Source organism: Corynebacterium tuberculostearicum (assembly GCF_032821615.1).
In the GTDB taxonomy this organism is placed as follows: Bacteria; Actinomycetota; Actinomycetes; order Mycobacteriales; family Mycobacteriaceae; genus Corynebacterium; species Corynebacterium tuberculostearicum_H.
On the sequence record NZ_JAVBIF010000010.1, the window covers coordinates 45759 to 68547 of the forward strand.

Annotated in this window: 15 protein-coding genes; 10 read left to right on the forward strand and 5 right to left on the reverse strand. The window is 60.2% G+C overall.

The features are described from left to right. The first annotated feature begins 71 nt into the window (after positions 1-71). From RAE09_RS08405 to RAE09_RS08445, 9 genes are all read left to right on the forward strand, one after another. Positions 72-1085: an alpha/beta hydrolase gene (locus RAE09_RS08405; protein ID WP_150850360.1), complete on the forward strand. Its 1014-nt coding sequence runs from the start codon at positions 72-74 to the stop codon at positions 1083-1085. 160 nt (positions 1086-1245) lie between these two features. Then, positions 1246-2391, forward strand: coding sequence for an HNH endonuclease signature motif containing protein (locus RAE09_RS08410; protein ID WP_316981460.1), 1146 nt, complete (start codon positions 1246-1248; stop codon positions 2389-2391). Positions 2392-2412: 21 nt separating this feature from the next. Next, the gene (locus RAE09_RS08415) at positions 2413-3813 is read left to right on the forward strand and encodes an NAD-dependent succinate-semialdehyde dehydrogenase (protein ID WP_316981461.1); all 1401 of its coding nucleotides are present in this window, start codon (positions 2413-2415) and stop codon (positions 3811-3813) included. A gap of 137 nt (positions 3814-3950) precedes the next feature. Next, positions 3951-5897, forward strand: coding sequence for an alpha/beta hydrolase-fold protein (locus tag RAE09_RS08420; RefSeq protein ID WP_316981462.1), 1947 nt, complete (start codon positions 3951-3953; stop codon positions 5895-5897). Between the two features lie 2 nt (positions 5898-5899). Further along, on the forward strand, positions 5900-6334 hold the full coding sequence (locus RAE09_RS08425; protein ID WP_284821352.1) for a hypothetical protein: 435 nt from the start codon (positions 5900-5902) through the stop codon (positions 6332-6334). 22 nt (positions 6335-6356) lie between these two features. After that, complete coding sequence (locus tag RAE09_RS08430; RefSeq protein WP_316981463.1) at positions 6357-7271, forward strand: cutinase family protein; 915 nt, start codon at positions 6357-6359, stop codon at positions 7269-7271. Positions 7272-7330: 59 nt separating this feature from the next. Beyond that, a complete protein-coding gene (locus RAE09_RS08435; RefSeq protein WP_200435606.1) occupies positions 7331-9043 on the forward strand; it encodes an AMP-binding protein in 1713 nt (570 codons plus the stop codon). A 79-nt stretch (positions 9044-9122) separates the two neighbouring features. Continuing rightward, on the forward strand, positions 9123-13829 hold the full coding sequence (locus RAE09_RS08440; RefSeq protein ID WP_316981464.1) for an alpha/beta fold hydrolase: 4707 nt from the start codon (positions 9123-9125) through the stop codon (positions 13827-13829). Continuing rightward, complete coding sequence (locus tag RAE09_RS08445; protein WP_316981465.1) at positions 13804-15360, forward strand: acyl-CoA carboxylase subunit beta; 1557 nt, start codon at positions 13804-13806, stop codon at positions 15358-15360. The genes RAE09_RS08440 and RAE09_RS08445 overlap by 26 nt, the downstream gene beginning before the upstream one ends. Positions 15361-15549: 189 nt before the next feature. Here the strand turns inward: RAE09_RS08445 and RAE09_RS08450 are convergent, their stop codons facing one another. The 5 genes from RAE09_RS08450 to trmB are packed head-to-tail and all read right to left on the reverse strand — an operon-like array spanning position 15550 to position 20429. Then, positions 15550-15879 (reverse strand): DUF3054 domain-containing protein, encoded by a 330-nt coding sequence (locus tag RAE09_RS08450; RefSeq protein ID WP_005325424.1) that lies wholly within the window; start codon positions 15877-15879, stop codon positions 15550-15552. Continuing rightward, positions 15876-16892, reverse strand: a complete 1017-nt coding sequence (locus tag RAE09_RS08455; protein WP_316981466.1) for a lysylphosphatidylglycerol synthase transmembrane domain-containing protein — start codon at positions 16890-16892, stop codon at positions 15876-15878. Before RAE09_RS08455 ends, RAE09_RS08450 begins: the two co-directional genes overlap by 4 nt. Beyond that, on the reverse strand, positions 16893-19046 hold the full coding sequence (locus RAE09_RS08460; RefSeq protein ID WP_005325426.1) for an MMPL family transporter: 2154 nt from the start codon (positions 19044-19046) through the stop codon (positions 16893-16895). It abuts the gene before it with no gap. A 12-nt stretch (positions 19047-19058) separates the two neighbouring features. Further along, the gene (locus RAE09_RS08465) at positions 19059-19652 is read right to left on the reverse strand and encodes an NYN domain-containing protein (protein ID WP_005325427.1); all 594 of its coding nucleotides are present in this window, start codon (positions 19650-19652) and stop codon (positions 19059-19061) included. Then, the gene (gene trmB / locus RAE09_RS08470) at positions 19653-20429 is read right to left on the reverse strand and encodes a tRNA (guanosine(46)-N7)-methyltransferase TrmB (protein WP_005325428.1); all 777 of its coding nucleotides are present in this window, start codon (positions 20427-20429) and stop codon (positions 19653-19655) included. A 349-nt stretch (positions 20430-20778) separates the two neighbouring features. On the opposite strand from trmB, the gene RAE09_RS08475 reads away from it, so the two are divergent. Continuing rightward, positions 20779-22602: a phosphoenolpyruvate carboxykinase (GTP) gene (locus tag RAE09_RS08475; RefSeq protein ID WP_179387083.1), complete on the forward strand. Its 1824-nt coding sequence runs from the start codon at positions 20779-20781 to the stop codon at positions 22600-22602. Positions 22603-22789 lie beyond the last annotated feature (187 nt).

Below are 22789 nucleotides of genomic sequence, written 5' to 3' on the forward strand. Positions count from 1 at the left end.
TGACGTTAACGGTATACAGGTTCCGGACGATAGAACTTAGTGACAATCACCGAGTAGTTTGAAGGAGAAAGATGACTGCATCCATCAAGGGTCGCGTCCTTTCAGTCATCATGGCAGTTGCCGTAGCTTTGGGCCTGGCCGTCGTGGCGGGTTCCCAGCCGGCAGAGGCAGCCAACCGCGACTGGCTGCGCCGTGACGCCACTGGTACGTGTGAGTGGGACAAGGTTGGCTGGTGGGTCCAGCGTTGCGACGTTTGGTCCCAGGCTATGGGCCGCACCATTCCGGTGCAGGTTCAGCCGGCAAAGCGCGGCGGCAATGCTGCCCTCTACCTGCTAGATGGCCTGCGTGCCACCGATCGCACTAACGCATGGGTAAATGACGTTAATGCTGCCAAGACCTACGAGCCGCACAACATCACCCTCGCTATGCCCGTCGGTGGTGCCGCTTCCTTCTACGCTGACTGGCAGGGTCCTGCTACCTACGACCTGGAAAATCCGGTCAACTACAAGTGGGAAACCTTCCTGACCAGCGAGCTCCCTGGCTACTTGGAGCGTAACTTCGGTGTTGCCCGCAACAATAACTCCATTGCTGGCCTGTCCATGGGCGCCGGTGCCGCTCTGACCCTGGCTGCTAAGCACCCGAACCAGTTCCGTCAGGCGCTGTCCTACTCCGGCTTCCTGACCACCACGGTTCCGGGCGCTCAGACCATGATGCGCTTTGCCATGCTGGATGCGGGCGGATTCAACATCAACGCTATGTACGGTTCCCTGTTTAACCCGAAGCGTTTCCAGAACGATCCGCTGCTGCTTATTCCGCAGTTGCGCAATACCAACCTGTACATCTCCGCAGCTTCTGGTGTCCCAGGCGCCGGCGATAGCCACTACCTGCCGGAGCACCAAGCGGCAGGTGCTGCACTCGAGTTCGGCTCCAATATCACCACCCGCGTGTGGGAGGGCGCCGCTCGCCTGCAGGGCCTGAACCCGACCGTGGACTACCCAGCACAGGGTCTGCACAACTGGGAACAGTTCGGCTACCAGCTCAACCGCTCTAAGCCACAGGTACTTAACGTTATGAACGCTTGGTAATTCTCGCGGCCTGATCCTCCTTCCTGATGGAAGGGGGATTTTCTTTTGCGGCGGGTATCGAACAAATATGCGTCTAACTATTGCGGGTGTCTCGGCGTTGCGTTAATCTATGGGTGTCAGTTCGATTGGGTGTGCGAATCTATTTAGAGGGGGAGCTTTCGTGACTACTGCTACCGCACCACCAAAACAGGCGTATTTTTCTACCAATGACATGGAAGACACCGTGTGTGTCATGGCCATGGTGCAAAGAATTCAATCATGGCAACTGTTCCAGGCAGTGCTGCCACAGTTAGAAGACGACGTTGATTGCACACTGGCCATATTGTCTAAGAGGCTCGGTCTTTCGCGATGGCGGGTATCAAGTGCGATCCAAGCCCACTTTCGGATGCGCGAGCTGCCGCTTACTACCGCGGTACAAACGGAACACTGGATTTTGGACCTTCCGCGACTCCAGGTCATTGACGTGGAATTGCGTCCCCTCGGCGAGGATGAAGCGCAGATCCAACTGGTTGATGCGGCCTTGGCAGATTTCCTCACGCCCAAAGACCCAGGACAGCACGTGCCGACGGAACCGGAAATCCGAAATTTCCTGCGTGGATTCATTGATGGGCTGCTGAAGCCAGATTTGTCGGCGCAGATCGAGCGCGCAGTGTCGGTGTCCTATTCGGGTGGACAAGCCACGATTGTATTGAAGACGGATAAGGCCACTGCGGCGGCAATCTTCAGGCATGTTGATAAAGCGGCAGCACAAGACGGGGTGTCAAAGGCAGAAGCGCTGGAAAGTCTGATCTTCAACCGCACTAGTACCAAGGTGGTGATTAACACCTATCGCACCGGGGAGGATCCTTCCCGCGTCTTCATTCCTAGCGCGGGATGGTGCGATCTGGGGGAGGACTTAGCACATGACTCTGCGGTGCGAACTCTAACCGCCGAGGACGTCAAAAAGTATGTCCCCTCAGAAGAAATCCGTGCCTGGGTGCAGGGACGGGACGCGACCTGCCGGTGGCCAGGGTGCTCGATGCCAGCACACTATTGTCAATTGGATCACCGAGTGGAGTACGGCGACAAAGGGCCTACCAGTGTGGGAAATCTGGTGAGCTTGTGTCAGCATCACCATAACGTGAAGACGGATGGTCGGGTGCGATACATCATGGACCCGTTTACCGGAGATATTGTCTGGATGTTTGAGGATGGCACCTATGAGGTGGACCGAGCGGCAGGTCCTCTGGCGCCCCGGAATATTCATTGGAAGCTGACGTGGGAGCGATTCCTCAAGCTCAGGAGGGGGCCATTGCAAGGTTTGTGAGTTGGGACTATACAGGGGCGCATGTTCGCTATTGAGAATCCAAACACAGGCAAGAGTGAAGACCAGTTTGAACGTATCGATGATTCGCAGCGCGATGACATCCTAGACCGTTCCACCGCGGCCTACGATGCATGGCGTAGCACTCGCATCGAGGAGCGTGCTGCGGTTTTGTCCCGCGCAGCTGATCTTTATGAAGAGCGCATTGATGAGTTAGCGGATCACATCGGCCGCGAGATGGGCAAGCTGACCCGTTGGGCCAAGGCCGAGGTACAGATTGTTGCCGATATTTACCGTTATTACTCCGAGCACGCGCACGAGCTGCTTGCCGACGAGTACCTGCCGGCACAGAATGCCGACAAGACCGTAGTGCGCAAGGAGCCGATCGGCCCGTTGCTCGGCATCATGCCGTGGAACTTCCCGTACTACCAGGTGGCCCGCTTCGCGGCGCCTAACCTGCTGCTGGGTAACACCATTGTGCTCAAGCACGCTTCCATCTGCCCGTTGTCTTCCCAGGCGTGCCAGGACATCCTGGAAGAGGCTGGTCTGCCGAAGGATGCGTACATCAACATCTACGCTTCCGGTTCCCAGATGGATGCCTTTGTAGCGGATAAGCGCATCAAGGGTGTTTCGCTGACCGGTTCGGAGGGTGCAGGCTCTGCCGTGGCCAAGACCGCCGGTGAAAATTACAAGAAGTCCGTGCTGGAGCTGGGCGGCAACGACCCGTTCCTGGTTATTGATGATGAGAACCTAGAGTGGGTACTGGATCAGTACAACCTAATCCGCATGTACAACACCGGCCAGGCCTGCAACGCGCCAAAGCGCCTCATCGTTTTGGAGGACTTCTACGACCGCACCGTGGAGTACCTGGAGAAGAAGATTGGGGACATGAAGGTCGGCACTTATGACGACGAGAATGCCGACATTGGTCCGCTGTCCTCCATCGGTGCTCGCGATGAGATCGTGGAGCGCCTGGAAAAGGCTGCGGCCAATGGTGATGCCAAGATCCGTGTAGGCGGCAAGAAGATTGACCGCGAGGGCGCCTACATGGAGCCTGCGCTGCTTACCGACGTCGACCCATCCACCGACGTTGGCTGCAACGAGATTTTCGGCCCTGTGGCTATTGTCTACAAGGCCAAGGACGTTGAAGAGGCCATCGGAATTGCCAATAACTCGGAGTATGGTCTGTCCAGCTCCGTGTGGGGCACCGACCTGGATGCCGCGTTTGAGGTGGCAAACCAGCTCAACGATGGCATGACGTTCGTCAACGAGGCGTCGGTAACCGCAGCAGGCCTGCCATTCGGTGGCGTGAACCGCTCCGGCTACGGCCGGGAGCTGGCACGCTGGGGCGTCGGCGAGTTTGTTAACGAGCACCTGTACCGCGTGAGCGGACAGGATAACCCGGGCAACTCCCCGGCAATGTAGCGGCGTGTCAGTCTAGCGTAAGTCTCAAGTTCAACTTAAACTTGAGCACACGATAGACAGCTCACGCCGCAGGCATCGGTCCGGGGGAGGGGAACCCTCGGAAAGGTACCGCGGCAAATCTTCAAGGACGTTTACCTATGCGCAAAAGCACTTCCCCGAGCAAAGCTCGCAAGGGCCTTGCAGTGGCCGCAGTACCTACCGCTATTGCCGTGGGTTTGGCTCTGCTGCCAAACGCCACCGCACAATCTTCCGTAGGCGATCTCTCTTCCGCCATCGGCGGCGATTCCAGCCTGTCCGATCACTTCGCACCGAAGGAACCGCCCGCCCGCACCCCGCTGAACACCGAATACCCGGATGTTAAGGGCCTGCCGGAGGGCGTGAAGATCAACCGTGTGGAGTACCTGACCAACCGCCACCTGATGGTCTACATCAAGTCCGCGGCTATGCCGGATAAAGAGCAGAAGGTACAAATCCAGCTTGCTCGTGACTGGTACTCCCACCCGGAGAAGAAGTTCCCAGAGGTATGGGCGCTCGACGGCCTACGTGCCCGTGACGATGAGTCCGGCTGGACCATCGAGACCAATATTTTGAACCAGTACGCTGACCGTAACGTCAACCTAGTTATGCCGGTAGGCGGCGAATCTTCCTTCTATTCGGACTGGGAGCAGGCAGACCGCGGTCAGCGCTACATGTGGGAGACCTTCCTGACCAAGGAATTGATCCCCATCTTGGACAATGAGTACCGCTCGAACCACAAGCGTGCGGTCACCGGCCTGTCCATGGGCGGCACCGCCGCGATGAACTTGGCTGAGCGTAACCCGCACCTGTTTAACTTCGTGGGCTCCTTCTCCGGCTACCTGGACACCACTACACGCGGCATGCCGGAAGCCATCATGGCGGCGCAACGAGATGCCGGCGGCTATGATTCCCGCAAGATGTGGGGCGAGCCAGGTTCCCAAAACTGGATCGACCACGATCCGAAGCTGGGCATTGAAAACCTGAAGGACATGAAGGTGTATGTCTCTGCAGGTTCGGGCAAGGATGACTTTGGTAACGCCAACTCCGTAGCCAAGGGTCAGGCCAACCTTGCCGGTATGGGCTTGGAGGTCATTTCCCGCATGTCCACCCAGACCTATGTGGACTACGCAAAGCGCGCCAAGATTAACCCAGTGATTAAGTTCCGCCCATCCGGCGTGCACAGCTGGGAATACTGGCAGTTTGAGATGCAGCAGGCATGGCCCTACATCGCAGATGCCCTCGAGATGGACAAGGCTGATCGCGGTGCGGACTGTGAGGCCATTGGTGCCATCGCCAAGGAAACCAAGAGCGGCGTCATTGGCTCTTGCTTGAATAACGAGTACGACGTCGCCAAGAAGGGCAAGGCCCAGGACTTCGAGTCCGGTACCGCTTACTGGTCCCCGGATACCGGTGCGCACGCCCTCTTCGGCCGCATTGGTGCCCGCTACGCCGAAATCGGCGGGCCTACCTCCTGGCTGGGCTTCCCTAAGACCGGCGAGTCTAAGACCCCGGACGGCAAGGGTCGCTTCGTGCACTTTGAGCACGGCTCCATCTACTGGTCCCCGGAGACCGGCGCTTGGGAGATTACCGGCGATATGTTCCAGGCCTGGGGCAAGAATGGCTACGAAAAGGGCGACCTGAAGTACCCGACCGGCCCGGTCAAGAAGGTCGGCGAGGGCTACATGCAGGAATTCCAGGATGGCATCCTGACCCGTAACTCGGATGGCTCCAACCAGGTAGTCCACGGTGCTATCGGCGCCAAGTACAAGGACATGGGCGGCGCTGAATCTGCGCTCGGCTTCCCGACGTCCGGTGAGAACGCCGTCGATGGCGGCTTCTTCCAGACCTTTGAGAAGGGCAGCATCTACTGGTCCCCGAAGACTGGCGCGCACTACATTCTGAAGAGCAAGATCATGGACCGCTGGGGCCAGGCTGGCTGGGAGCAGGGCGAGTTCGGCTGGCCTACTTCTGACTACTCCGAGATTGCCGCTGGCGGCCTGAGCCAGGAATTCCAGCACGGCAAGATCAGCGAGGTCCTCGGCCAGGTTCGGACCGAGAAGAAGTAGCTATGCGCAAGCTAGTAGTTGTGGGCGCGGCGCTGTGCTTGGGTCTTGCGGGCTGCGATTCCGCCACGGTGGATAGCGAACCGCCGCAAGAGACCGAGGTCGCGCCCCTCGAGCGCGAGTCCGATGCTCCTTCCTCTTCTTCGGAGAGTGCCACCTCTAAGTCGCAAGAAGATCGCGGTGCGCGCGAGATCTCTGAAATCCCGTCCGCTGAGGTGCCGGAACCGGACGCCAAGTACTTGGACAAGCTCAAGGACGCCGGCGTTAACGTCGATGGCGTAGAGGATCAGCTTCTCGGAGCCGGCAAAGCGGCCTGCGACGAGAATGAGGTCACCATTTCTGCGGTTGCCGGCCAGCTCATCGAGCAGCAGCGCACCACGCAGAGTTTTGAGGAGCTTTCCCAGCTCATCAAGGATTCTGCACGTTCAGGGATTTGCTAGGTTTACCTGGTACAACTAATCCATGCGAAAAACTATTACCGTTGTCGCGGCCCTCGTCGTATTAGCTGTCATTGGCGTGGGCGCGTCGCGTTACTTCAACCAAGGCACTGATTCCCCGGCTCCGCATACCACGGAGCAGGCCGCGCCGCCGCAACCGCAGCAGCCCGAGTGGTGCCCCCGTGTGGAGTTCATTTCTGCCCCGGGTACTTGGGAGTCCGCGGCTGACGACGACCCCATCAATCCTTCTGCCAACCCGCGCTCGTTCATGCTGTCTATTACGAAGCCGTTGCAGGAGGCTTACGGGGATGACGTGAAGGTTTGGACCCTTCCCTATACCGCGCAATTCAAAAATATTAATGCGCAGCACGAAATGAGCTACGACGATTCCCGCACTGAGGGAACCGCCAAGATGAATGACGAGCTACGTAGCGTTCACCAAAGCTGCCCAGCTACCAAATTTATTTTGAGCGGCTTTTCTCAGGGTGCGGTGATTGCTGGCGACGTTGCCGATGAGATTGGTGGCGGCCAAAGTGTGGTGCCGGCGGAAAGCATTGCAGGTGTGGCCCTTATCGCGGACGGTCGCCGTCAAAATGGCGTCGGGCAAAACCCGGGTCGCAAGGTTGGTGGTGTCGGTGCGGAAATTGCCCTTCAGCCGGTATCCGGACTGGTTCAGCCCATCGTGCCAGGTGCCTCCATGCGTGGTGCGCGCCAGAATGGGTTCGGTAGCCTCGCGGATCGCACCTTCCAGATTTGCGCGCCCAATGATTCGGTTTGTGATGCCCCGCCAAACGTGACCAATGCACTTGAGCGGGCGCAGGGTTTGATTGCCGCGAATGGCGTGCATGCGCAATACGCCTCCAATAGTGGCGTTATCGATGGCACGACTGCCAACCAGTGGGTAGTGGGCTGGGCCCGCCAGCTTATCGACGCCGCGTAACAACCATTCCCCCAACTCCGATAGTTTTATTACCGAAACCATTTACCTAAGGAGAATCGATGGATCTGAAAGCGCAGATGGGGCAGTTTCTAGCGCCCGAGTTCACCTTGGCTCAGTTGGCAGAGAATCTCTTCCAAGCGGAGACCGACCCAGACCGCGTGGTGATGCGCCAGTGGATCTACGGGGAGGAAGAAACCTGCCGGGAGCTTACCCGCGCACAGGTCAATAACCGCATCAAGGTGGTGGCGGCGCGCCTGCAGCAGGTGGCAGAGCCTGGTACCCGCGTGGCCATCTTGGCTGGTAATTCACCGGAATATGTCTTCGGCTTCTTGGGTGCTCTTTATGCGGGCATGGTGCCGATTCCGCTATATGACCCCAACGAACCGGGGCACTCGGACCACCTAAAGGCCGTATTTGGTGACTGCGAACCGTCCATTGTGGTGACTAACCGCGTATCGGCGGCGGCAGTGCGCACGTACTTTTCCGCTCAACGCGAGCGCCCGCGCATCATTTCCCTCGACGCCCTTCCTAATTCTTTGGCGTCCTCCTGGACTCCTGTGGAGGGAACCGCAGAGGACACTGCCTTTCTGCAGTATACCTCCGGTTCCACCCGCACCCCGGCCGGTGTGGAGCTCACCAATCGCGCGATTATTACCAACGTGGCGCAGATCTTCCAGGCCCTGCAGCTGCAGATGCCTGCCCGCATCGTTTCTTGGCTGCCGATGCACCACGATATGGGCATCATCCTGGCCGTATTTGTCACCATTTTGGGCCTCGACTTCGAGGTGATGACCCCGCGCGATTTTATCCAGCACCCGGATCGCTGGGTCCGGCGCCTCACCGCGGGCAAGCAGGCCACCTATACCGCCATCCCGAACTTTGCCTTGGAACTCGCTGCGCGCCATGCCAAGGATGCAGATTTCTCGCACGTGGCCGGCATCATTATCGGTTCCGAGCCGGTGACCGAATCGGCCGTGGACTCCTTCCTCGATGCCTTCAGCGTGGATCGTTCCGTACTGCGTCCGTCCTATGGGCTGGCAGAAGCGGCGCTTATTGTGTCTACCCCGCAAACTGACAAGCGCCCGGTCATCGCGCACTTTAACCGCGCGGAGCTAGCTGCAGGTCGCGCCGTCATCGAGGATAAATCCGAAGACACCGTTGCCTACGCCTCCAATGGACAGTGCGTGCCGCATCAGCACCTCGCCATTGTGGATCCGGAAACTCGCGCCGAGGTGAAGGACGGCGTTATCGGAGAAATCTGGGTCCACGGTCCCAATATGGCCACCGGTTACCTCAACCGCCCAGAGGAAACTGCTGCGACCTTCCGCAATACACTGGGTGAGCGTCAACAAGATGGCCTGCCGGAAGACGATTACTGGATGGCCACCGGAGATTTGGCAACCATCGTGGATGGGGAATTGTATATCACCGGCCGCCTGAAGGATCTCATCGTCATTGCTGGGCGCAACCATTATCCGCAGGATATTGAGGGCACGGTGCAAGCAGCTTCCGCGCAGGTTCGCCCGGATTCCGTTGCTGCCTTCTCCGTGGAAGGCAATGACTCTGAGTCCCTCGTTTTGCTGGTGGAGCGCGCCGATGATGCGCAGCCGTCCGGCGATGCCGAGGCAGCCGAGGCCATTCGCACCGCGGTCACTGCCCACCACGGCATCACTCCGGATGACATCGTGTGGAAGGCACCTGGCGAAATTAACCGCACGTCCTCCGGCAAGATTGCGCGCCGCGTAGCCAAGAAGAATTATGTGGGATTCTGATATATCGCTAACAAAGTGACAAAATATAGCGATATACCCCTATGCCGTTTAGTATTTTTCCGTAACGAAAGACCTTTTTATGACCATCGAGCAACTGCGAGCATGGCTGCGTGACTGGGTCGCCCAGGCCACCGGTGTTTCCGCCGAAGAGATCCTAGATTCCAAGCCTTTGGAAAATTATGGCCTCTCCTCGCGGGATGCTGTAGTGCTATCCGGCGAGCTGGAAAACCTTCTGGGCACCCGCCTCGATGCCACCGTGGCATATGAGTATCCCACCATCGAGCTGCTGGCGGACCGCCTGCTGAACGCACCGGCGGCGCCCCAGCCGGAAGAGCGCGCCCCGCGGATCGCGCAGGGATCCGACATTGCGGTCATTGGTCTTTCCGGACGCTTCCCGGGCGCCAAGAACGCCCAAGAGTTCTGGTCTATGTTGGCGGAATCCCGCGCGGGCACCGGCCCGTTGCCAGTGGGCCGGTGGTCCGAGTACTCCGCCGATCCGGTCATGAGCGAGAAGATCGCTCAGCAGAATACCGACGGCGGCTATATCGAAGACATCGCGTCCTTTGATGCGGAATTTTTTGGCCTGTCCCCACTTGAGGCTGCCAATATGGATCCGCAGCAGCGCATCCTGTTGGAGTTGGTGTGGGAAGCGCTAGAAAACGCTGGTGTTCCCGCTAATGAGCTGCGGGGAACGCAGACCGGTGTGTACATGGGCTCGACCAATAATGACTACGGCATGCTCATCGGTGCTGATTCCGCCGAGATGCACCCGTATGCGCTGACCGGCATTTCTTCCGCCGTAGTGGCTAATCGCATTTCCTACGCCCTGGATTTCCGCGGCCCTTCCATCAACGTGGATACGGCTTGCTCCTCCTCCCTCGTGGCGGTGAACCAGGCGATGAAGGATTTGCGCACGGGTAGCGCGGACGTGGCGCTGGCAGGCGGCGTGAATATTCTGTCCGCCCCGCATGCGTCCACGGCGTTCTCGGAGTTGGGCGTTACCTCTCCGACGAGCGCCATTCACGCCTTTTCTGACGACGCCGATGGCATCGTGCGTGCCGACGCCGCCGGCGTCCTCGTGCTTAAGCGCTTGGAAGACGCGGAAGCGGACGGCGACGATATCCTCGCCGTCATCAAGGGCTCGGCCGTTAACTCCGATGGCCACTCCAATGGCCTGACCGCCCCGAACCCGGAAGCGCAGGAGGATGTGCTGCGCCGCGCCTATGCTGATGCGGGTGTAAATCCGCAGGACGTGGACTATATCGAGGCCCACGGCACCGGCACCATCTTGGGCGATCCGATCGAGGCCTCCGCCCTGGGCCGCGTGCTCGGTGCGGGCCGCGGGGTCGAAACTCCAATTTTGCTCGGCTCTGCCAAGACCAATATCGGCCACTCTGAATCCGCCGCGGGCGTGGTCGGCCTCATCAAGGTCATTCAGGCCATGCGCAATGACGTGATTCCGGCGAATATCAACTATTCGGCGCCGAATCGCTATATCGATTTCGAGGCCGAGCACCTCGAGGTAGTCGAGGATCCGCGCGAGTGGCCCGAGTACTCCGGCCATAAGGTCGCTGGCGTATCCGGCTTTGGTTTCGGTGGCACCAATGCGCACGTCGTGCTCACCGATTACCGCGGCACCCCGGCTGAACGCGCGCCGCAGCTTTCCACCGACACGGTGGCGTTGCCGGTCTCTGGCCTCTTGCCTTCGCGCCGGGCACGCGCTGCGGCCCTGTTGGCAGACTTCATTGAGGCGGAAAAGCCCGCGCTTGTCGACGTCGCCCGCACCGTCGCCCGCCGCAACCACTCCCGTTCCCGTGCCGTCGTGACGGCTAGCTCCACCGAGGAAGCAGTCAAGCGCCTGCGCCAGGTAGCGGAGGGCAAGGTTTCCGTTGGCATCGCCGCTGCGGATTCCCCGCAGGTTCCGGGCCCGGTATTTGTTTACTCCGGTTTCGGATCCCAGCACCGCAAGATGGCGAAGGACATGATTGCGCTCTCGCCGCAGTTCAAGGCCCGCTTGGAAGAGCTGGATGCCATCGTGGACTTTGAGTCCGGCTGGTCCATCCTGGATATCGTCAACGACGATGCCCAAACCTATGACACCGAGACCGCCCAGGTGGCCATTACCGCCATTCAGATTGCATTGACGGACCTGTTCGCTTCCTTTGGCGTGCGCCCGGCCGGCGTGATGGGCATGTCCATGGGCGAGATTGCCGCGGCCTATGCCGCAGGCGGCATCTCCGCAGAGGACGCCATGGTTATTGCCTGCCACCGCGCGCGGTTGATGGGTGAGGGTGAGGCGTCGCTAAGCGATGCCGAGCAAGGAGCCATGGCCGTCGTAGAGCTCTCGGCCGAGGATATTGCCGCGCTCGACGGCAATATCGAACCCGCCGTGTATACCGGACCCGGTATGACCACCGTGGGCGGCCCTCGCCAAGAGGTGCTGGACCTGGTGGAAAAGCTCGACGGTGAGGGCAAGTTCGCCCGTGCGCTCAATGTGAAGGCAGCAGGGCATACCTCGGCCGTGGACCCCATCCTGGGCGAGCTGCATGCAGCCATCGCCGGCATGGAGGCCAAGCCGCTGCACACCCCGCTGTTTTCCTCCGTGGATAAGGGCGAGGTTTATCGCCCTGGTACCACCGTCCACGATGAGGACTATTGGCTGCGCATGACCCGCCACTCGGTCTATCTGCAGGATGCCACCGAGGCGGCCTTCAACGCTGGCCACACCCAGCTGGTAGAAATCTCGCCGAACCCGGTGGCGCTGATGGGCCTCATGTCCACCGCCTTCGCCGTGGGCAAGGCCGATGCGCAGCTGCTGTATGCGTTGAAGCGCAAGGTGGATCCCACCGAGTCCTTGCTGGATCTGCTCAGCAAGCTCTATGTCGCTGGCATGCCGGTGGACTTCGGTGCGGTATTTGGCTCCGGTGCGCGCGTAGAGGCGCCCTATACCCAGTTCAACCGCCAGCGATTCTGGACCAACGCGCGTCCGTCGGCCGGCGTATCCGGCCTGCCGGGTGCACGCGTCAATCTGCCCGAGGGCAAGGTTGCCTTCTCTACCAATGCGGATCAGGCGCCATCCGCGCTGGCCATCGTGGAGGCGGCGGCCGAGGCCGTCAAGCCTGGGGCGCGCATCATCGCTACCGAGGAACACGCCGACCTGCCGCCGCGCGGTGAGGTCACCACCGTGGTAAGCCAGTCCATCGGTGGTATGTCCGTAGCCGTCTACGCCGTCCGAGGCGCACAGACGGAGCTCCTAGCAGAAGGCTTTGCCTCCGCCTTGGACTTGGGCGCGGCGCCTATCCCGGGCGTGGCCGATGTGCCTGAAAGCGAGCCTGCAGCAACCGCAGAGGTTGATGCCGTGCGCTGGGATCCCGCGGAGGAAACCGTGGAGGATCGCCTCGCACTCATCGTGTCGGAATCCATGGGCTACGACGTCTCTGACCTGCCGCGCGAGCTGCCGCTCATTGACTTGGGCCTGGATTCCCTGATGGGCATGCGCATTAAGAACCGCGTGGAAAATGACTTCCAGATTCCGCCGCTGCAGGTGCAGGCGCTTCGCGACGCCTCCCTGGCAGACGTCATTGCCATGGTGGAAGAGGCCGTCGCCGGCGGCAGCGTGGATACCAGCGACATTGCTTCTGCGGATACGCCTGCACCAGAAGAAGACGAGCCCGGCCAGGGCGTCGGCGTTGCCCCGCGCGATGCCTCGGAGCGCATGGTCTTTGGTACCTGGGCCACCTTCACCGGAAAGGCCGCGGCGGGCGTTACCTCGGCGCTGCCTGAGGTGAGCGACGAGGTTGCCACCCAGATTGCCGAGCGCCTCACTGAGCGCGCCGGCATCGAGGTCACCGCCCAGCAGGTCCACGAGGCCGAGGCGCTAGAGACTTTGGCCGATCTCGTCCGCGAGGGCTTGGAGACCGAGGTAGAAGGCAATATCCGCGTCCTGCGCGAGGCTGATGGTCCTGCCGTATTCATGTTCCACCCAGCCGGCGGCACCACTGTGGTCTACCAGCCACTGACCCGCCGCCTGCCCGAGGACGTGGCGGTCTACGGCGTAGAGCGCATTGAGGGCTCGCTGGAGGAGCGAGCCGAGGCTTATATCGAGGACATCTTGCACTACGCGCGCGGCCGCAAGGTCGTGCTCGGCGGGTGGTCCTTCGGTGGCGCGCTGGCCTACGAGGTGGCCTACCAGCTGCATCAGCGCACCCAGCGCGGCCAGGAGTCGGCAGACGTGGCGTTCATCGCGCTGCTGGATACCACCCAGCCGTCGAACCCAGCGCCGGATACCCCGGAAGAAACTCGCGCCCGGTGGGAGCGCTACGCGGCCTTTGCCAAGAAGACCTATGGCCTGGACTTCGAGCCGCCGTACGAGATGCTGGAGACCATGGGCGAAGATGCGCTCATGACCATGCTGGCGGAGTTCCTCGCTACTACCGACGCCTCCGAGCACGGCCTTGCCGCCGGCGTCCTGGAGCACCAGCGCGCTTCCTTCGTGGATAACCAGATTCTGGCCAAGATCGACTTCCATCGCTGGGCCGATGTCACCGTGCCGGTGCTGCTTTTCCGTTCCGAGCGCATGCACGACGGTGCGATTGAGCTGGAGCCGCGCTACGCTGAGATTGACCCCGACGGCGGTTGGGGAGTTATCGTTAAGGATCTAGAAATTGTGCAGCTGCAAGGCGATCACCTTGCAGTGCCAGACGAGCCAGCCATCGGCATCGTGGGCAAGCATATGGACGAATGGATCGAGGAGAAGATACGTGGCGGCCAAGCAGACAACCGCTGAGAAACTCGCTGACCTGCGCGAGCGTCTGGACAAGGCGCAGGACCCAGGCAGTGAGCGCTCCCGCAAGCGCCGCGACGAGGCTGGGCGTACCACGCCTCGTCAACGCATCGATGAATTGCTAGATGAGGGTTCCTTCGTCGAAACCGGCTCCTTGGGTAAGACCCCAGGTGACCCTGACGCCATTTATTCCGATGGTGTGGTCACCGGTTATGGCCGCATCTCCGGCCGCCCAGTGTGTATCTACGCCCACGATAAAACCGTCTACGGCGGCTCTGTCGGCGTGACCTTTGGCAAGAAGGTCACCGAGGTCATGGACATGGCTATCAAGATTGGCTGCCCAGTCATCGGTATTCAGGATTCCGGCGGCGCCCGCATCCAGGATGCGGTGACTTCGTTGGCCATGTACTCCGAGATCGCCCGCCGCCAGCTCCCGCTGTCCGGCCGCAGCCCGCAGATTTCCATCATGATGGGTAAGTCCGCCGGTGGCGCCGTCTATGCTCCCGTGACCACGGACTTTGTCATTGCCGTGGACGAGGAAGCGGAAATGTATGTCACCGGCCCGAACGTCATCCGTGAGGTTACCGGTGAGGATATTACCTCCGCTGAGCTCGGCGGTGCTCGCCAGCAAGAGCTCAACGGTAACGTCTCGGCAGTCGTCCCTTCCGAGGATGACGCCTTTGATATGGTCCGCGATCTCCTCGATCACCTGCCGCTGACCTGCTTTGATGAGTCACCGGAGTTCGCTGCGCCTTCCGACGCCGAAGTGGCCGAAGACGAAGAGCTCAATGCCTTCATGCCGGATGACACCAATGCTGGCTACGACATGATGGACTTGTTGACCCAGTTGGGCGATGACGAGGACCTCATTGAGATTCAAGAAAACTTCGCGCCCAATATGATCACCGCTTTCGGTCGCATCGATGGCAAGACCGTTGGCTTTGTGGCCAATAACCCCATGCACCTTGCGGGCTGCATTGATGCCGACGCCGCCGATAAGGGCGCGCGTTTCATCCGCATCTGCGATGCCTATAACATTCCGCTGGTATTCGTAGTGGATACCCCGGGCTACCTGCCGGGCGTAGAACAGGAAAAGGTGGGTCTTATCCACCGCGGCGCCAAGTTTGCCTTCGCCGTGGTGGAAGCCACCGTGCCGAAGGTTTCGCTCATCGTGCGCAAAGCCTACGGCGGTGCCTATGCCGTGATGGGCTCGAAGAACCTGACCGGTGATATTAACCTAGCGTGGCCGACCGCGCAGATCGCCGTGATGGGCGCGGCCGCTGCCGTGGTGATGATCGCCGGTAAGCAGCTCGATGCCGCCGAGACCCCGGAACAGCGCGAAATGACCAAGAAGATGTTCATGGACTTCTATGATGAGACCATGACCGCTCCTTATGTCGCGGCCGAGCGTGGCTATCTAGACGCGATGATTCAGCCGAATCAGTCCCGGTTGGCGCTCCGTCAGGCACTGCGCCAACTGGCCACCAAGCAGGAAAGCGATCTGCCGAAGAAGCACACTATTGCCCCGATGTAATGCCTTGTGCTTGGATAGCATATAAAGAGCTAATCCTAGTGAAGGAGTTATCTATGATTCTGTCTAGCGCTGTGGACATCGTCAGCGAGATCATTGGTTTCGTGGTCGATATTCTGAATCAGGCAGGCATTCAGGTAAGTTCCAAGTAAGTGGAGCAAAAAAGAAGGAGGGTTAAACCCTCCTTCTTTTTTATTTGCGGGCGAAAAGCCGCCAGCCAAAGAAAAATAGTGCGGACATCACCGTCGCTACGATGAGGAAGCTCCAGTGCGGCAGGCGGCCGTTGACCAGCATCCACAGGGCCATGCCGCCCACGACGGTGCTCAGCCAGACGATGCCGCCTTCCTTCCACTTGCCGTGCGCTTTGGTAGCCAGGATGATGACCCAGCCGATAAGCGCGCCTACGGCCCAGGGCCAAAAGGCATCTACCCAGGTGGAAAAGCTCAAGCCGCCGTGGGCGAGGCGGGCAGCCACGGCGAAGAGCATCAGGGCGATGATATCGATTACGGGGGCGATTCTCATGCGTTTTCCTTTCGGTTCAAGGCGGCGTAGGTAATGCCCTTGCGGGCATAGTGCCAGAAGTAGATTACCCAGCCAATGATGGTGATCAAGGCAAAGGAGATGAGGCGGTAGATGATGGCCGCGCCGGTAGCGTCCACCGCGGTCATGCCTGTGGCCACCAGAGTGGCGATGATGGCGGCTTCCACCGTTCCGAGGCCGGCCGGCGTGACCTGAGCAGAGCCGGCAAGCTTAGCGGTGAGATAGGCGAGCGCCACGCCGGCCATCGTCGTGGTGTCCTCGCCAGCGTGCAGGGCGGGCAGGTGGCCGGTAACGGCCCACACGCAGCCCCATAGCGAGACCATGTCGATCAGGCGGTTGGCCAAAGAGTAGAAGGAGACCCAACCGAATTGGCGGCGGGTAAGGTGAACTTCCTCCAGATTCTTGACCTGGTCCAAGAGGGCTTCGCGCTTGGAGCCCTTAATGAGCTTTTGGCGGTTGAGCCAGCGCATGATGGTATCCGGATGATTGGTCAGCCAGAACAGGCCGCCCGAAAGCGCCAGCATGAGCACCAAGGTGCCGATGAGGGACCAGAGCGCCATATCCGCGTTGAGGAAGAGCACGCCGCCCAAGCCGATGAGCACGAGCCACATCGTGGAAATCGCAGAGGACAGCACGAAGAACCAGCCACACAACATGACGGACGCGCCCCATGTGCGCTGTACGTAGAAGGTGAGGATGGCGGAAAAAGCTGGGCCGGCCGGAAGAGTGGTGGACCAGGCATTGGCGGCCAACGTCAGTGCTGCGGTTTCTGAGGCCGGTACCTTGACGCCACCGGCGCGAATGAGCAGGCGCATGACCTCGCCCATGGCGAGTACCGCCACGATGGAGGCGATGATCACTAGCGCTATCGCGGCCGGATTGGAATGAGAAAGCCGCGAGAAGCCTTCGCGCAGGAAGTCCAGCTCATCGCGGAAGACATAAACCAAGACCAGCAGGACGATGAGCGAGGCGATAAGGCGCAGCCACTTCTTCACTTACTTACCCCCTTCGAGGCGTTGTTTGAGCTCAGTGAAGGGAACAGTCTTGCCGCGGTGGGTAGCACCGCCGGTCAAGGTGGTGGTGGCGTGGCGCAGCCAGCTAGGGGCCCACCAGTTATCTTCGCGCAGCAAGTGCATGACGGCCGGGACGAGGAGCATGCGGACAATGGTGGCGTCGATAAGCAGGGCAAAAATCATGCCGTAGGCGATGTATTTCATCATCACGATATCGGAGAAGCCGAACGCGCCGGAGACCACGATCATGATGAGCGCCGCTGCGGTAATGATGCCGCCGGTATGCGCGGTGCCGGCCGCAATGGACTCGTCGGTCGATGCGCCGCGCCGGCGAGCCTCCACCATACGGGAGACCAAAAAGACCTCGTAATCGGTGGACAGGCCGTAGACAATGGCGATGATGAGCACCAAGATCGGGCTCATGAGCGGGCCGGGCGTGAAGTTGAGGATGTCCGAGCCCAAGCCAGCGACGAACATCAACGTCAAGATGCCCAGCGTCGCGCCCAAGGTCAGCAACGTCATCACAATGGCCTTGAGCGGCAGTACGAAGGAGCCGAAGACCAGAGCCATGAGCAGGAATGTAGCCAGCACTACGTAGAGCGCCATCCACGGCAGCGTGTGGAAGAGTGCATCGAGGGACTCCACCTCCATGGCGGGAGTACCGCCCACGTAAAGGTTCACGCCCTCAGGGGCCTTGACCTTTTCCAGCTCGTGCACGATCTTTGCGTAATCATCGCGGTCTTCAATGCCGGCGGAAAGAACGGTCGTGCCGTCCTTGGTGGCGGTCGTCGGCGCCATGGGCTCGGTGAGGCCGTCGAGGCCACGGACCTGCATGACGACGTCGACAAGCTGCTGGTTCGAGGCATTTTCCACCACGAGCTTGACCGGCTCCGTGCGGAAGGCGGGGAACTCTTCGTTGAATTTATCCTGCGCCACGCGGGTGTCCTGGTCGGGCGGCAGGTAGGACTCGTTGATGCCACCGAAGGTGATGCTCATGACGGGCAGGGTAAGCGCGATGAGCAGGCCGCATACGGCGATGGTCAGCCCGCGGGCATGGCGCATGGCCCAGCGCGGAAGCTTATACCACCAGGTGTCCTGAATGGTGCGAGCCGTTCGCGAGGTACGGCGCACGGACCAGGTATCGATCTTGGGGCCGAGCATGCCAAAAATGGACGGCAGCACGGTGACCGAAAGGAGCGCGGCCAAGCCGACCGCTGAAATGGAACCATAGGCCACGGACTTCAGGAAGGCCTGGGGGAAGAGGAAGAGACCGGAAAGCGCAACGGCGACCATGGCCGCGGAGAAAACCACGGTTTGGCCGGCGGTTGCGGTGGTGGTGGCCACGGCCTCCTCGGTGGATCGGCCCTTATCCAGCTCTTCGCGGAAGCGCGAAACCATAAAGAGGCCGTAATCGATGGCTAGGCCGAGTCCCAGGAGCGTGACGACGGCCTGGGCAAAGACATTGACCTGTGAGAAGCCGGCCAGGATGGACAGGATTCCCAAAGAGCCCAAGATGGAGAGGCCACCGACCACCAGCGGCATGCAGGCCGCAACCACCGAGCCGAAGACCACCAGCAGGAGGATGCCTACCAGTGGCAGGGCGGCCTTTTCGGCGCGGGAAATATCGTGGGACATTCCCTCATCCAGGGCATCAGCAACCGCGGTGGCACCCGCAATCTCCACCGGTGCGGTGGTATCCGTAAGTGCGCCCTCGATGGCGCGGAAATCCTTCAGCGTTTGCTCGTCATCGCCTTTGAGCCCGATGGCTGCGAAGGCCAGCGAATGATCAGCATTGACCAGGTTCGGGTTCTTCGTGTCGAAGTAGCTGGTCACCGAGTCAATCTGGTCCGGATACTCCGATTTCAACTGCGCCAAGTGCTGCTTGGCGGCGTCGAAGTTCTCATCGGGGGAGTGGAAGAGCAAGATGACATCGCCGGAGTTATCGCGGCCGAATGCTTCCTGCTCGATCTGGGCCGCGCTTGTCGACGCCGCATTGGGATCCTCCCAGCCCTCCTGGCTCATGCGGTCTTCGAGCTGCAAGCCAAAGCCGATAAAGAGCGCAAGGATGGCGGCGACGATGATGGCGGGGATGAGCCGGCGGTGCGCATAGGAAAAACGTCCCCATTTTTCAAACATTGGGGCAGCCTCCTAGCGGTTATTAAGCAGCGCAGCCAGGGGACGGAATGGCTGCAGCCATGCACCACCCTCCGGCAGATTATCCAGGTTCACGCGCGGTAGCGGCTCGCGGAATACACCCTCGATATCTTCCAGGTCCACAAAATTGATATCCGCGTGGCCTACGGCCCAGGCGGCATGCTCATGGAAACCGAGGACCGTTACCGGAAGGCCTTCTGCGATGAGCTCTTCCAATGGTTCCTGGAAATTCTGGCCATCGGCGGAGGCAACAATCACGCCGGCTAGATCCTCACGGAGGCTTTCGATGTGGTCGAGCATATCCGGATCCACGTCGTCGTCTTCGTGGATCTTGGGCTTGGCAAAAACGCCGAAGCCCACGTTGCGGATGGCTTCTACCCATGGGCGGATGACATCGGCGCCGCCCGGGGTGACATTAGTAAAGACATCGGCGCGCGGCTCCGCATCAACGTCCTGGGCAAGGTGTACCAGCCAGCGGCCGATGGCGTCGAAGCGCGGGCGGTGTGCGGCGGTGGGGCGGCCGCCGAGCAGGGAGCCCAGGCCCATGTCCATATTGGGCGCATCCCAGACAAGTAGGTAGGTGCTCATTTATTTCTTCTCCCAGAGATACTCCGTGATGACGTGTTCTTTATCTAGGCCCTTGCCCTCAAACTTGGTGATGACCTGACGATCCACCAACTGCGGGCACTCTGGCCATGGCCAGCCCTTGTAATCCAGGCTCGGCTCTACGTCCACAAGTTCATCGATCCACTCGGCGTATCCGGCGTGGTCGGTAGCAACGTGCAGCACGCCGCCCTTCTTTAGGCGGGACGCAAAAAGGTTGAGTGTGCCCGACTGGATGATGCGGCGCTTGTGGTGACGGGCCTTTGGCCAGGGATCCGGGAAGAAGACGCGGATGCCATCAAGGGATTCCGGCGCAAACATGCGCACCATGACCTCGATGCCATCGCCGCGAATCATGCGGATATTGTCGATGCCCTCGCGCTCGATCTGGCCCAGTAGCTTGGCCAGGCCCGGCTTGTAGAGCTCGACGGCGATGATATTGGTATCGGCCTCCTTCGGCGCCATGGCGGCGGTAGAGGTGCCGGTACCGGATCCGATTTCCACGATGGTCTTGGCGCCGCTGCGGCCAAACCAGGCATCGAGGTCAATGACCTCGTCTTCCAGCGTGCGGCCTAGTTCTGGCCAGCGCTTTTCAAAAAGCTCATGCTGATTTTCGGTCAGCGTGCCGCGGCGGAAGGTGACGTTGCCCAGGCGTGGGTAGTCAAGCTCGTTGTCGAATACGGCATTGAAATCGGTCTGTGGCGGGCGCCCTGGAGGCATTTCTCCAGCGCGGGTGTTTTGAGAGTTATCTGTGTTATTCATTGCGGCCTATTTTTCCCTGCTTAGCCTTGCCAAGCAATACGCCGCGCCGGGGATCACGTGTGGCGAAGCCAATCCTGGTATAACCAGTGGGCCCGGTTGGGGGTGGAAGATTATCGTTTTGGTTGCCGCTAGGGAGGGGAATAGACCCCCAGACAGGGGGATGGGAAAAGGCGATTTTTAACACAGTATCTGTGGTTGCGCTTGGTGAAGTTCTGGTAAACGCGGTGGATATAACCGGTGTGACAAAATCTGCGCAAATTATTCGGACAAGCACGTTAATCTTGAGGTGGAAGGCACAGTTGGGGATTTATTTCCCCAATTTTCACACCCACCCTCAGGAGAATTACTAATGACCGCCACTATCCCAGGGCTCGTCGGAGAGCTGCCGACTAAAAACGAAAAGCTTATCGGCTGGATCAGCGAGAATGTTGAGCTTTTCCAGCCGGACCAGGTGGTCTTTGTAGACGGCTCCCAGGACGAGGCTGACCGTTTGGCCGCAGAGCTGGTGGAAAAGGGCACGCTTATCAAGCTGAATGAGGAAAAGCGTCCTAATTCCTACCTGGCTCGCTCCAATCCTTCCGACGTTGCCCGTGTGGAATCCCGCACCTTCATCTGTACCGAGAATGAAGAAGGCGCCGGCCCGACCAATAACTGGGCGCCGCCAGCTGCGATGAAGGAAGAGATGACGGAGGCATTCCGTGGTTCCATGAAGGGTCGCACCATGTACGTGGTTCCCTTCTGCATGGGCCCTATTAGCGATCCGGAACCAAAGCTGGGCGTGCAGCTGACTGACTCCGCCTACGTGGTGCTCTCCATGCGCATCATGACCCGTATGGGTGCGGAAGCCTTGGACAAGATTGGTACCGACGGCGATTTCGTCCACGCCCTGCACTCCGTGGGTGCTCCGCTGGAGCCGGGCCAGGAAGATGTGGCGTGGCCGTGCAATGACACCAAGTACATCACCCAGTTCCCGGAGACCAAGGAAATCTGGTCCTACGGTTCTGGCTACGGCGGCAACGCTATCCTGGCAAAGAAGTGCTACGCGCTGCGCATCGCTTCTGTCATGGCCAAGGAAGAGGGCTGGATGGCAGAGCACATGCTCATCCTGAAGCTCACCAACCCAGAGGGCAAGAAGTACCACGTTGCGGCCGCTTTCCCTTCGGCATGCGGCAAGACCAACCTGGCTATGATTACCCCGACCATTCCGGGCTGGAAGGCCGAGGTCGTCGGTGACGATATTGCCTGGCTGCACCTGCGCGAGGACGGCCTCTACGCCGTGAATCCAGAAAACGGCTTCTTCGGCGTGGCCCCTGGCACCAACTACGGTTCCAACCCGATTGCCATGCAGACCATGGAGCCGGGCAACACCATCTTCACCAACGTTGCGCTTACCGACGACGGCGACGTCTGGTGGGAGGAGATGTCCAAGGAGGCGCCGGAGCACCTCATCGACTGGACCGGTCAGGATTGGACTCCGTCCTCCTCCACTAAGGCTGCGCACCCGAACTCCCGTTACTGCGTGCCGATTTCCCAGTGCCCGAGCGCCGCTCCGGAGTACGACGACTGGCAGGGTGTGAAGATCGACGCCATCCTCTTCGGCGGCCGCCGCAAGACCACCGTTCCGCTGGTAACCCAGGCCTTTGACTGGAACCACGGCACCATGATCGGTGCCCTGCTGGCTTCCGGCCAGACCGCTGCAGCAGAGGGCAGCGTCGGCACCCTGCGCCACGATCCGATGGCTATGCTTCCGTTCATCGGCTACAACGCCGGTGACTACCTGCAGCACTGGATCGATATGGGTGAAAAGGGCGGCGACCGCATGCCGTCTATCTTCCTGGTTAACTGGTTCCGCCGTGGCGACGACGGCCGCTTCCTGTGGCCGGGCTTCGGCGAGAACTCCCGCGTGCTCAAGTGGATCATTGATCGCATTGAGGGCAACGTTGAGGCCGAGGAAACCGTCGTGGGCCACACCGCCCGTGCCGAGGATATCGACCTCGAGGGCATCGACTTCGATATCGAGGACGTTCGCGCCGCTCTTGCCGTCAACCCGAAGGACTGGGAAGGCGATATGCAAGATAACGCTAGCTACCTCAACTTCCTGGGCTCCCGCGTGCCGTCCGAGGTATGGGACCAGTTCCATGCCCTGAAGGAGCGCGTAGAAAACGCCTCCTAAGCACTAGGCTCAGCCAACCCCCAGCGACGTCATTGACGCTGGGGGTTTCGTATTGCCTTACCTAGACTTGATTTCTAGCGGTCGTGGAAACACCTGACATGGGTTGGGTGATTGTGTGGAGTCGAAATGGGTTCCGGATTCTGTTGTCGTGGCGCGGTTTGCGTCGTTGGTTCGGGCTGGTAGTTCA

Excerpts from the sequence above, each read along its gene's own strand:
- RAE09_RS08420 (WP_316981462.1), top strand. The coding sequence starts at position 3,951 with ATGCGCAAAAGCACTTCCCCGAGCAAAGCTCGCAAGGGCCTTGCAGTG.
- RAE09_RS08465 (WP_005325427.1), bottom strand. The coding sequence starts at position 19,652 with ATGAGCACCTACCTACTTGTCTGGGATGCGCCCAATATGGACATGGGC.
- RAE09_RS08405 (WP_150850360.1), top strand. The coding sequence starts at position 72 with ATGACTGCATCCATCAAGGGTCGCGTCCTTTCAGTCATCATGGCAGTT.
- RAE09_RS08425 (WP_284821352.1), top strand. The coding sequence starts at position 5,900 with ATGCGCAAGCTAGTAGTTGTGGGCGCGGCGCTGTGCTTGGGTCTTGCG.
- RAE09_RS08450 (WP_005325424.1), bottom strand. The coding sequence starts at position 15,879 with ATGAGAATCGCCCCCGTAATCGATATCATCGCCCTGATGCTCTTCGCC.
- RAE09_RS08440 (WP_316981464.1), top strand. The coding sequence starts at position 9,123 with ATGACCATCGAGCAACTGCGAGCATGGCTGCGTGACTGGGTCGCCCAG.
- RAE09_RS08415 (WP_316981461.1), top strand. The coding sequence starts at position 2,413 with ATGTTCGCTATTGAGAATCCAAACACAGGCAAGAGTGAAGACCAGTTT.
- RAE09_RS08435 (WP_200435606.1), top strand. The coding sequence starts at position 7,331 with ATGGATCTGAAAGCGCAGATGGGGCAGTTTCTAGCGCCCGAGTTCACC.
- RAE09_RS08475 (WP_179387083.1), top strand. The coding sequence starts at position 20,779 with ATGACCGCCACTATCCCAGGGCTCGTCGGAGAGCTGCCGACTAAAAAC.
- RAE09_RS08460 (WP_005325426.1), bottom strand. The coding sequence starts at position 19,046 with ATGTTTGAAAAATGGGGACGTTTTTCCTATGCGCACCGCCGGCTCATC.
- RAE09_RS08430 (WP_316981463.1), top strand. The coding sequence starts at position 6,357 with ATGCGAAAAACTATTACCGTTGTCGCGGCCCTCGTCGTATTAGCTGTC.
- trmB (WP_005325428.1), bottom strand. The coding sequence starts at position 20,429 with ATGAATAACACAGATAACTCTCAAAACACCCGCGCTGGAGAAATGCCT.